This window comes from Roseomonas sp. HF4, from assembly GCF_005222755.1.
Lineage (GTDB): Bacteria > Pseudomonadota > Alphaproteobacteria > Acetobacterales > Acetobacteraceae > Neoroseomonas.
The window spans coordinates 1-10,887 of sequence record NZ_STGD01000034.1; the positions used below are offsets into that span (position 1 = coordinate 1).

Genomic DNA, 10,887 nt, shown 5'->3' on the forward strand with positions numbered 1-10,887 from the left:
AGCCCATCGGGAACATCCCGCCGGCCGAGGCGGAGGCCCTCTACTACGCAGCCCAGGACAATCTGCTCCTGGCGGCGTGACTCAAACCAAACAGCCTCCGGCGAACCCGGGGCGGTTCAGTCGGCTTGATTATCCGTGGTTATAGATGGACTTAGGCGCCCTGGGAGTCAGGGCGCATCGCACGTCGCTCAATCGGCAAGAAATCGTGCGATCTCGTCGAGCATGCGTGACCAGGCGGGTTCGCCTTCCAGCACCACGTGGTTGTCGCTATCGAGTTCCACGAAGCGCGCGCCGGGAACGGCAGCCGCCAGTCGGCGGCCTTCGTCAAAGGGCGCCACCGTGTCGCCTCGGCTGTGCAGCACCAGCGTCGGCAAGTGAAGCGTTGGCAGCAGGTCGGTCACGTCGATCTCGTCGAAGACTTCGCGGAAGCGTATCGCCATCTCGGCGGAGGTTGTCAGCCGCTGTAGGTCGGTCCACCAGCGGATCTGCTCCGGCGTGCCGCCCGGCAGGTAGACCGAACTGAAGGCTTGCATGAACGCCGACCGTGGATCGCCCCAGCCCTGGCGCATGAGCGTCATCAGCGCCTGCGCCTTCTCACGCTCCACCGGCTGGCTGCGACGGTTTCGCCCGCGCGCATAGGCACCGGAGAGGATCAGGCGGGACACGCGGTCTGGATGAGCGGCCGCAAAGGCGACTGAGACGGCGGCTCCTTGTGATGCGCCGAACAGGGCAAAACGGCCTAGGCCTTCCGTCACCGCCTCAAGGTCGCGGACAAGCGCTTCGAAGGAGATGTCTGTCACGTCGCGGTCTGACAGACCGTTGCCTCGGGAGTCGTAGCGCACCAGCCGGCTTCGGCCAGCGAGCGCCTGCAGGAAGGGCGACCATATCGGGCTCGTCCAGTCCTTCTCTACATGCGTCAGCCATGTCCCGGCACGTACTAGCGTCGGTCCCTCGCCGGCCGTTGCGATTGCCAGCGTCACGCCATCAGAAGATCGACGGAAGGTCACGTCCTGGCGGACTGAGCGGGTAAGCGGCACGGCGGTGTGCTCTGCCTGCTCCGCGACGTCTCCGACGAAAAGGAAGCCTCGGCGTGCTACCGTCCGGATAAGGTGCTGCGTCTCGCCGGTGTCGTTGATCGCCCTGCGCGCCGCATTGATGCGGCTGCTGAGAGTGGATTCCGAGACGATGCGTCCGCCCCATACCACCTCGATCATCATGTCCCGGCTTACGACGTGGCCGCGGCTACGAAGCAGTAGCACCAGGAGATCGAAGACCTGCGGCTCCACGGCTATGAGGCGGCCAGCGCGGTGCAGTTCGCGGCGCTCCTCGTCCAACACATAGCCATCGCCAAAGAGGAACCTCATGCCCCTGCCTTGGGGGGAAATCATGGGTAACTCAAGGGAAAATGGCTGCGCTCTCACAGCAAATGCCCCGTGGACCCTGGATATTGGCCCCGTCGCGCCTGCACCGTTCGCGGCGTGCAAAGGCAAGGGATGCTGTGATGCACAGGTCAGCGGCAGAGGTTCGCCGGAACTCGGATGGTTCGCTCGACATCAGCTATTACCGGCGCCGAGCGCGGCGCCTGAACGCGGTGGCGAAGCGTCAAGCGAGGCAGTCGGCCAGTAATTGGCTCGGGCGTACCTGGGCGCGCCTGGTGGCACGGGTGACGCCCCCGCGGGTCACATTGGCGACTGTCTGGGCGCGCGCGCCGACGCGGGTCGCAGTTCTCCTGGCGCTGGGGGTCGCCGGCCCGGCCTTCGCGCAAGGCTTCGAGCCTGAGACAGTCACAAGGATCACTGTCCTGGAGGTCGTGCGGCTGCAGGCTACGCCTGACCGCGTGGCCCGGTTAACGCGGCTCGATTTCGGTCCCGGTGCAGCGATGGTTCCACATTCTAGCACGGGTGATGAGATCATGCTGGTGGTGGAAGGCGCAGTCGTGTTGGAGGAAGTCGGTCGGCCGCCGCGTATCATTGCCGCTGGACATACCTTCAACACGGCCCCGGGCGTGGTGAGGGCGATCCGCAACGGATCACGGGCGGTGCAAGCGGTGTTGTTAGTTAGCGGCATCCGAGCGGCTGGGACGCCCGAGGCAATTGCCGTTCCATTCGCCTATTAAGTCGCATGCTGGACTCTGCGGCTTTAAGGCTGAGAGAGTTCGTCGGCATCTTCGGCGATGCCGGGCAGAAGGTGTCCAACGCTGCGGAACCGGGCATTGCCAGCACGGTCCAGCGCGCGAACAGCCTCCTCGACTTACCCCGGTACCGTCCCTCGGCATGCGATTGCGATGGTGGGGAAGGAGCGCGGGCCATCCGGCCGATTTGACAGATAGGCCCGCCGCACGAGGCCCGTAAGCGTCGCACGGCGATCCTCTGTCAGGCCGGCAACGTACTTCCCCGCCGGTCCTTCGCCCGACAGCAGCGGCGACCAGAAATCGTCAAAGCAGGCGAAATCCATCCGGATCAGCAGGTCCGTTTGGACAACGTCCACCAGCCCTGCCTCCTTCCACGTTGCCGCCATCTCTCCTGGTGCCGTCAACGGCCGCAGAAGCGCGAACGGGGCCGGGGACTCCGGGTCGATCACGCCGGCGATGTCCCACATGATGCGGAAGTTCTGGCTGCCGCCGAAGGCGTCCCACACCGCGGCCGTCACCGTGCCGCCCGGCCGCACCACGCGCCGCATCTCCGTCACGGCACGCTCGGCCTGCGGCATGTGGTGCAGCACCAGCTGCGAATAGGCGCGGTCAAAGGACCCGGTCGCGAAGGGCAGGTCGCGCGCATCGGCCTCACGGACGGTGATGCGTGGATCGGTGTTGCGGGCCTGCGTTCGGGCTACATAGACTGCGGCGAAGTCCACCGCCTCCACCGCGGCGACCTTCGCCGCCTCCGGCAGGGCGAAAGTGAGGCTGCCGGTGCCACATCCCACGTCCAGCACCCGCTCGCCATCGGCGATGCCGCCGAAACCGATCAGCAACGGCGCGAGCCGCCGACTCCACCGCCCCATGAGCTGGTCATAGGCATCGGGGTCCAACGCCGTGAAGGCGGAGGCGGGAGGCGTTGTGGACATGGGAGCACCTGGAAGGGACAACACCCTGCGCGGAACGGTGCTTCATCGGCAAGGAAGATCATCTTGCGTCGTGGGTCAGGCAGAAGAAGACCAACGCTTCGGCTTGCAGACCATCCGGGTAACAATCGGTCCTTGAATCGCGGTCGCCTGTCAACGTCGGCGATGCTGCCACTTTCGGGCTCGCCCATCCGCTTCCGCGCGACGAGAGCGTGCATCACAGGGCGTGACCAACGGGGCGCGCGCGCCCTATCGTCTGCTCAGACGGGGACCCGGACCCGAAAGCGGGGGACCGCCGGAGACGCTGCACGAGGGGCAGATCGAGGGCGGTGGTGGGGATGGCGGCGAACCCGCTGGTGCCCACCAGGCCGGCCGGCATAGGGCCGGCCGCGTCATCAGCGATCGACCGTGCCCACTGCCGTTCGGCGCGACGCGCCTGGAGCGCCAGGCACGGTCGACGCGATGATGATCAACCACAGATCGCCGTATTGAATGCCCGATCCGCCGCCATCGCATCCATCATGCGCGCGAGCGCCGGCGCGTTGGCGAGTTCGAGGACGGCCTGCCGCTGCAGCTCGGCGGGGAACTCCGTCACGCGCGGACAGGGCCGATCAGAAGTTCCCGCTCCGCAGCCGCTCAGCAGCACCAGTACGCTCAGCATCACGAGCCGCCGCATCTCCAACCCTCCTCGTCTGCTGTTCCTCGCGCATGGCCTCGACACTGCGGGCATCGCGTCCGTCGCGGCGCCCCGCGAGGTAGGCGGCGCCGATGGCCGCCAGTGCTGCCCCCGCGAACGCAAGCCAGCCCTGCAGCCGCGCCCAGACCGCGGCGATCACAACGCGCGCTCCCGGCGCAGCAGGACCGCCACGGCCACGGCCGCAACGGCCAGCACCAGCGCGACACCGATCCACACAGGCACACCGGCCAACGCCTGCAGCGCCGGCGCCGCGGTGGCCGCCGCAGCCGCATAGCCGCCCAGCTTCGCAGCCTCGGCGCCTTCCGTAGGCGGCGCCGCGGGCGCGACATGCCGGCTGGCGACGAATTCCCCGCGTGCCCACAGCCCGGCCTCCGCGGCACGCCGGTTCACCAACCCTGGCACGGTGACGAGCCGCCCGGTCTGGCGCTGCTTCACGTAAAGCCCCATGCGCCGCAGCGCGCCGTCGTAGTCGCCGCGGTTGACCGTCGCCGCGATGTTGGCAAGCGGCTTCCCCGCCGCGGTGCTGTGCCCCAGGTTGAAGGCGAAGGACACCAGTGCGCCGTGCTGGCCAGCCCCGCCGAGGAGGCGAAGTCCTCGCCGCCGAGATACCGTTCGAGCCCTGCGGCATGCAGGACGCGCTTTGCGCAACGCCGGGCGTGATCCTTGCCGCCGCCGCTGTCGGCGATGCCGATGGCGTAGAGGTTACTGCGCAGGTCCGTCGGCGTGCGATACCGCCGCCCGGCGACGGCACCGATCAGGCAAAGGCCGGCGCCCAGCGCGAGGAAGGGCTGTGGGCTCACCGCGGTGCGGGTAGCGTAGTCGACGAACATCTTCAGCGCGCCATCGACCTGCAGCAGATCCGGCGGAACCCGATAGGGTGCCGGCGCGATCACCGGCTGGTTGGCGTTCGCTTCCTTCGCCAGGAGTTCCGCCGCGGGATGGGGCTGCGCGTCACGCTCGGCCGCCGCGGCATTCAGGGTGATCTCCGGCGGCGGCACCCAGCCACGCTCGATCGCCATGGCGTAAATGCTGCCGGCGCCGATGCTGTGCGGACGCAGGGTCTTCCAGCGCCGCTCCGGCGTGTCACCCTTGCCCGACGCTCCCGACTTCGCGGCCTGGCGCGACCAGTCCAGCCAAAGCTGCCGACCCTCCTCGCCCAGCGCCGCCTTGATCGCCGCCCCCATGGTGATCCAGGACGCGCCATCGAGGTCGTCGTTCGGGATGAAGGCCAGAGCCGCCTGCACCGCGGCGAAGGTGCCGCGAGGGTCGGAGGGGCCGCGCCAGGTGCCAGCCGGTGCGCTGTCGCCCATCAGCGTGCGAGGCTTCAACTCCTCGGGGAGGAGCGCATAGGCCCGGTCGAGCCAAGCCAGCGCCTGGGCTTGGGTGACCGCGGGAAGCGATGCCAGCGGCACGTCGAGCAGGCTGTCCTGCGGCCAGCTGTAGGGCTGGCCGGTGGTGGGATGGATGGCGTGGGCGACGAACTGCTGGCCGCGCGCCAGGACCTCGAGCGGATGGCGTTTCCGCCCCGCGAACGGCGTGGCGGTGCGATAGACGAGCAGACGCTTCGGCGCCTGAACCGGACGCGGAACACCACCGCGCCGATGCTGCGCGGGCTGATCTTCGACAGCGGCGGCCGCGCCATGTCGCCGAGCCACAGCCGCGGCAGGGGCGGGCAGATGTACCGCTACTACGTCAGCCAGGCAGTCCTGAAAGGCGGCGCGACGGAGCGCCCCGCAATCGCACGGTTGCCGGCCGGGGAGATCGAGGCGGCGGTGGTCGCGCAGGTCCGCGCGCTGCTGCGACAGCCGGAGATGGTGGTGGGCACCTGGCGGGCGGCGCGCACGACGGCGTCGGACGTGACGGAGCAGGAGGTGCTGCTGGCGCTGGAGCGGATCGAACCCCTCTGGGACGAGCTCTTCCCCGCCGAGCGGGCGCGCATCGTTCGGCTGCTGGTGGACAGGGTCGATGTCGGCGCGGAGGGCGCCGCGGTGCGGCTGCGGCTGGACGGGCTCGGCAGTCTGGTCCGCGACCTAGCCGTCCAGGCGCCCGAGGCCGGGAGGGCAGCGGCATGAGCGACGCGGCGCAGACCCTCACGGTGGTCATCCCACTCCGGGTGAAGCCCCGGGGCGGGCGGAAGGCGATGGTCATGCCGGGCGTGATGGCGCTGGAGCGCCGGCAGTACATCACGCTCATCAAGGCGGTGGCGCGGGCCTTCCGGTGGCGGCGCATGCTGGAGACCGGACGATTCGCCACCATCAACGAGTTGGCCGCATCCGAGAAGATCAACTCGTCCTACGTCTCGCGCGTGCTGCGGCTGACCCTGCTGGCGCCGGATATCGTGGAGGCGATTCTGGATGGACGGCAGGCGGAGAGCGTGACGCTGCCAGCGCTGATGAAGCCGTTTCCGAAGACTTGGGCAAAGCTGCACTGATCCTTGTTCTCGTGATCGCCCACGACCTCTTGGGCCTGCGTGCAGCCAATCTGGCGAACTTCCTGCGAACCGCGACGCTGCGCGACGAGGTCAAGCATTGGCCGCTGACAACGCTTCGCGACCGCCTGATCAAGATCTGCGCCAGGATCGTCCGGGCTGGCTGCTCGATCGCCTTCCAGATGGCCGAGGTCATGGTGCCGCGCGCGCAACTTGAGCAGATCCTCACGGGGATTGCGGCGCTGCGTCCACCACTTCCGCCGCCAGCCCGATACTGAGCGTTGCTGGCCGCATCGGTCGCGCAGGCCGACGGCAGCAGGGGAACTGCGTCCAGATCCCGACCGGAGGCGCCTGCGTTCCGCTCCGACGGCGACCATCGACCGGTCAGGCCCGGTGCGCGCGTTACCCAGGCGTCGTCGCCGTTGAAAATGCCGCAGGATCTCCGATACCCTTACCGCTCGGTGGTCGAGACGGCCAGCCATCTGGGAAACGCTGGATGAGGCACGATGCCCGAAGGGGCAGGCTGCCGGCTCGCGAAACGGGAGGCTGTGATGGGGTGGGCGACCGGACAGGCTTTCGGCATTTCCGCGGGACTGCTCGAAAGCGGGGTGAACGCGCACCGCCATTCGGACGCGCGCCCTGCGCCGCGGTTGGCGATCTAGCCGACGGCGCATGCGCAGTCGTCTCGCGTTAGTGTCGTGCGCGGCTGCAATCCTCGGTGGATGCGCCGAGACGCGCCGCCTTAACGCCACGACCGCGGTGGTGGAGTGCGTCGAATCCAGTTCCCCATGGAGCAGGCCGCTGCGGATCTGGGCGATCGAGCCTGCCGGCGATAGGCTCGTCTATGACTATGCGTCTGCCATGACACTCGGCAATTGTCGGGCGCGACTGCAACCCGGCCGCTACCGGATCGAGGTCTGTTTCCGCGGACAGCAGGAATGCCTGCTGCGCGAGGAGCGGGAGTTGGAAGCCGGCACGACCTACGCGCTGCATATCCCCTGTGTGCAGGAAGGATGGATCAGGCGATGTGATCAGTCGCGGCTGCTGCTGGAACCGCCGCCTGCTTGATGGCGTTGCCGATCAATGACATCGCCTTCCAAGCCTGCGTGGACCAAGTGCTGGTCCCAGAGTTGCGGCCCGGCGACAACGTCGTCATGAACAACCTCGGCAGTCACAAGCCACCCGGCATCCGCATGCGGCCAAGTTTTCGGGTATCTCCACCCCGTAGGCCTTGAGCAGCAGCAGGCGCCAGTCGTGCCCATCATCCGCGGAGATGTCCGCCTGCTCCTGCATGATCTCGTGGAAGCCCGGCACGCCGTTGAGGTCGGCCGCGACCGCAAGAGCCTCGGCACGGATGGAGCGCCAGGCCGCAGCGATGCGGGCGCCTTCAGGGAAGAACTCGCCCATCGGCAGGACGGACGGGCTGTCGATGCGGCTGTCGTAGATCCGGCGGATCACGGCGGCGGCGCGGTCATAGATTCCGACGGAGGCAGGCATGGCGGTGCTCCTCCTTCGATATCCTGTGCTGGTCCTGCGATCGGTTCTGCCGCTGGCGAGGTGAGGGCGGAGATCCGGCTGCGCGGCAAGAGCCCGAACACCGCGAGGAGGGTCGCCACCAGCACCGCCCAAGGGCCCGGATGACGTGCCGGTGGGTGCGGGCGGACCGGCCCGGCCGGGATCTCCGGCCGGCGGCGGGAACCGTCCGATGGGGGCAGGCCGGACCGATCGACAGGCTCTCCGCGCATCCTTCCCGGCCTCCTCGCCTGGGGCGGGACGGATGCTGCGCTGGGCCTCGTCATGGCGGCGTCCGATTGCCTGCATCTCTACGGTCAGATCGCCGTCAAATCGTCCTCGGCCCGCCTTTGCCGCCGCTTTGCCGCCCAGGTTCACGAAGTCGTTGGCGGTCCGGATCGCCGCTCCATATGCTGTCGCCAGGTGTGGGAACGGCCTGCCAATGCCTGGGATGGAGTTGCATCGCCGCAGGATCGACATCCGCCTGCTCGGACGGCTGGGCATCCGCACGGCTTCCGGCGCCGAACTCCCTCTACAGGGGCCGAAGATCCAGGCCCTGCTCAGCTATCTGGCGACCCGCCCCGGCCAGCCGGAGCACCGTGACCGCCTCGCGACCCTGCTCTGGGCGGACCGGGGCCAGGAGCAGGCGCGTCACAGCCTGCGCCAAGCCATCCTCACGCTTCGCCGCGCTCTCACCGCGGCGGAGATCGAACCCTTCGCCACCGACGGGCCCTTCGTCGGGCTGGACCCCGGGGTGGTCTCGACTGACCTCGCGCCGTTCGAGACCCTTGCCCGTTCCGACGACCTCGATGCCCTGAAGGCCGCGGCGACGATCTACCGCGGCAACTTCCTCGACGGGCTTGCCATCGCCTCCGAACCCTTCACCGAATGGTTGGAGGCGGAGCGCACGCGGCTTCGCGACCTTACAGGGGGGATACTGCTGCGCCTTGCCCGGCGCCAGGCGGCCTCCGGGGAGCCAGATGCCGCGGCGGCGACGGTGCGGCGCGCGCTCCAGCTCGACCCCGCATTCGAGGAATGCCACAGGCTGCTGATGGATCTGCTGCGCCGGTCGGGCCAGCGGACCGCGGCGCTGCGCCAGTACCAGGCCTGCATCGCGGCGCTGCAGCGCGAGGTCGGTGCCGAACCTGTCGCCGCGACGCGCCGCCTCGCCGAGGAGATCCGCTGCGAGCAGGCTGCCCCGGCTGTGACGGATGCCGCCGAGGCGCCCCGGCCCGCCCCCGACACCGCTGGCGGCACCGAAGCGCGCGTCTCGCCTCGACCGACGGCTGCGCCTCAGCCCGAAGCGGCGCCGCAGCGAGGTCAACGCCCAGGCCTTCGGCCGTCGGCCACTCTCGCGATCACGGCGTTCGGCGCCATGGCCCTCGGTCTGGGCCTTGCGCGCGATCACCTGTGGTGGCCCTCGAACTCCGCCGTCCGAGGGGTCGCCGAGCTACCGTCCGCTGCCTTCCCGCTGCCAGACCGGCCTTCCATCGTCGTGCTGCCGTTCCGCAACCTCAGCATCGACCCGGCGCATGCCGTGCTCGTGGACGGTATCACCGAGGAGATCACGGCCGCCCTCAGCATGGTTTCAGGCATCTTCGTGATCTCCCGCACCACGGCTCTGACCTACCGCGATGGCACGGCCGACATCCGCCGCATCGCGCGCGAGCTTGGCGTGCGGCATGTGCTCGACGGCTCGGTAATGGTCGAGAATGGTCGCGTCCGAGTCCTCGCGAACCTCATCGATACGGCGCAAGACCGCCTCGTCTGGACCCATCGGCACCAAGATCAGGTGGCCGGTGTCTTCGGTCTCAACGACGCGATCACCTTGGAGGTCATCACGGCGCTCAATGTCCTGCTCGTCGAAGGCGAACAGGAACGCGTCGCCCTCGTGCATGGCACGCGCAACCTGCAAGCCTGGCTGCTCGCCGGCAGTGGGCTGCAGCACATCCGCCGCTTCACACCCGCCGATAATGCCGAGGCGCGCCGACTCTACAGGCGGTCCCTCGAGCATGCGCCCGACTATCCCGGCGCGGCGCATGGCCTCGCCTGGACCTACTTCATCGAGGCGCGGTTCGGCTGGAGCGAGGACCCGGTCAGCGCCCTTCGGCAGGCTGCGGCCATCGCCGAGGCGACCCTGGCGCTCGACCCGAACCATCCGGCAAGCTTTTCCCTCCTCGGCGGCGTGGCGCTCGCCGCCGGGCGGCATGCGGAGGCCGTCTCGCTCGCCGAAAGGGCCATCGCCCTCAGCCCGAACGGCGCGGACGTGACAGCGGTGCTCGCCTTCATCCTGACCTACAGCGGCGAACCGCGGCGTGCGGCCATGCTGCTCGAAAGGGCGATGCGGCTGAGTCCCTACTATCCGCATTGGTACCGCTGGACGCTCGGGCGCGCCTTGCGGCAGCTAGGCGAAACGGAGCGCGCGATCGCCGCCTTGAGCGCCGGGCAGGCGACGGCGCCACAATCGATCGCACCGCTCGTGGAGCTCGCCGCCGCGCTGGCGGAGGCCGGCCGCGATGCGGAAGCCCGGGCGACGGCAGCGCGGGCCATGACGATGGCGCCAGGATTCTCGATCGGAGAATGGCTGCGGGTGCCGCCACATGCCTTGCCGCAACATGCGGCGCAGGAGCGAGCGGCGCTCCTGCGTGCCGCCTTCCCGGAGTGAAATTGTGAATCGGCGTGGAAAAAGGACCCTCTGTGAGGGGTGATCGGCGTCCAAAAGGGCCCCCTCTGCTGAAGGGGTTCACGTTGGCTCTCGGTGATGCCGGGGGTCATGATTGGGATGCTGGTGGTGGAGACGATCGGGAAGATCCGTCGGCTGCGCGAGCTCAGATCGGGACGGTGATGTATTGGCATCGTCGGTTGCGCGTCCCCGATTTGAACCTGTGGCCGATCCCGCTTTCGCGGAAGACTGCCCTATGGTTCGCGCTCGACGTTTGTTCGATATAGATGGGTATGAGCCCCCTAACCCCATCCCTTCCTTGGCACTTGGCGCCGATCCCGGGTCGCTGGGCCCCCGATGTCAAAGGAGGTCAGGGGGGCCTGGGGGGGGGGGAGAAGTTCCCCTCTCCTGGAGTGGGCCCCTGGAGGCGGACAGGCGGACTGCCGCGAATTGACCAGGGAGCTGGGCTTCCGAAGGATGGAAGCCGATGACGAGACACCGATCGCACAGCGTCGAGTTCAAGCGCCA

General features: G+C 68.6%; 11 protein-coding genes and 1 pseudogene. 6 read left to right on the forward strand and 6 right to left on the reverse strand.

Annotation, left to right across the window (positions count from 1 at the left end; all coding sequences use genetic code 11):
- Positions 1 to 188: 188 nt before the first annotated feature.
- The 5 genes from E8M80_RS25265 to E8M80_RS25280 all read right to left on the reverse strand — a co-directional run bounded on the left by E8M80_RS25265 (position 189) and on the right by E8M80_RS25280 (position 5,412).
- A complete protein-coding gene (locus E8M80_RS25265) occupies positions 189 to 1,364 on the reverse strand; it encodes an alpha/beta fold hydrolase (protein ID WP_137128500.1) in 1,176 nt (391 codons plus the stop codon).
- An 886-nt stretch (positions 1,365 to 2,250) separates the two neighbouring features.
- On the reverse strand, positions 2,251 to 3,027 hold the full coding sequence (locus tag E8M80_RS25270; RefSeq protein ID WP_206035751.1) for a class I SAM-dependent methyltransferase: 777 nt from the start codon (positions 3,025 to 3,027) through the stop codon (positions 2,251 to 2,253).
- 502 nt (positions 3,028 to 3,529) lie between these two features.
- Positions 3,530 to 3,736, reverse strand: a complete 207-nt coding sequence (locus E8M80_RS25275; protein WP_137128502.1) for a hypothetical protein — start codon at positions 3,734 to 3,736, stop codon at positions 3,530 to 3,532.
- 156 nt (positions 3,737 to 3,892) lie between these two features.
- A complete protein-coding gene (locus tag E8M80_RS26225) occupies positions 3,893 to 4,291 on the reverse strand; it encodes a hypothetical protein (protein WP_408906276.1) in 399 nt (132 codons plus the stop codon).
- Positions 4,189 to 5,412, reverse strand: coding sequence for a PriCT-2 domain-containing protein (locus E8M80_RS25280; protein ID WP_206035752.1), 1,224 nt, complete (start codon positions 5,410 to 5,412; stop codon positions 4,189 to 4,191). The genes E8M80_RS26225 and E8M80_RS25280 overlap by 103 nt, the downstream gene beginning before the upstream one ends.
- On the opposite strand from E8M80_RS25280, the gene E8M80_RS25285 reads away from it, so the two are divergent.
- From E8M80_RS25285 to E8M80_RS27095, 5 genes and pseudogenes are all read left to right on the forward strand, one after another.
- Entirely contained in the window at positions 5,398 to 5,829 is a 432-nt protein-coding gene (locus E8M80_RS25285) for a hypothetical protein (RefSeq protein ID WP_206035753.1), read from the forward strand. The two genes, E8M80_RS25280 and E8M80_RS25285, sit on opposite strands and share 15 nt — an antisense overlap.
- Positions 5,826 to 6,188 carry a hypothetical protein gene (locus E8M80_RS25290; RefSeq protein ID WP_137128504.1) on the forward strand — a complete coding sequence of 121 codons (363 nt, stop codon included), beginning with the start codon at positions 5,826 to 5,828 and terminating at the stop codon, positions 6,186 to 6,188. Before E8M80_RS25285 ends, E8M80_RS25290 begins: the two co-directional genes overlap by 4 nt.
- Before the next feature lie 11 nt (positions 6,189 to 6,199).
- The gene (locus E8M80_RS25295) at positions 6,200 to 6,463 is read left to right on the forward strand and encodes a transposase (protein ID WP_170979648.1); all 264 of its coding nucleotides are present in this window, start codon (positions 6,200 to 6,202) and stop codon (positions 6,461 to 6,463) included.
- 394 nt (positions 6,464 to 6,857) lie between these two features.
- On the forward strand, positions 6,858 to 7,253 hold the full coding sequence (locus tag E8M80_RS25300) for a hypothetical protein (protein ID WP_137128506.1): 396 nt from the start codon (positions 6,858 to 6,860) through the stop codon (positions 7,251 to 7,253).
- 8 nt (positions 7,254 to 7,261) lie between these two features.
- Positions 7,262 to 7,378, forward strand: a pseudogene (locus E8M80_RS27095) (IS630 family transposase); the annotation flags it as partial.
- On the opposite strand, the gene E8M80_RS27100 reads toward E8M80_RS27095, so the two are convergent.
- Positions 7,338 to 8,201: an aspartyl/asparaginyl beta-hydroxylase domain-containing protein gene (locus E8M80_RS27100; protein ID WP_370287469.1), complete on the reverse strand. Its 864-nt coding sequence runs from the start codon at positions 8,199 to 8,201 to the stop codon at positions 7,338 to 7,340. The pseudogene E8M80_RS27095 and the gene E8M80_RS27100 overlap by 41 nt on opposite strands.
- On the opposite strand from E8M80_RS27100, the gene E8M80_RS25310 reads away from it, so the two are divergent.
- Complete coding sequence (locus E8M80_RS25310; RefSeq protein WP_170979649.1) at positions 8,149 to 10,362, forward strand: BTAD domain-containing putative transcriptional regulator; 2,214 nt, start codon at positions 8,149 to 8,151, stop codon at positions 10,360 to 10,362. The genes E8M80_RS27100 and E8M80_RS25310 overlap by 53 nt on opposite strands.
- Positions 10,363 to 10,887: the final 525 nt, after the last annotated feature.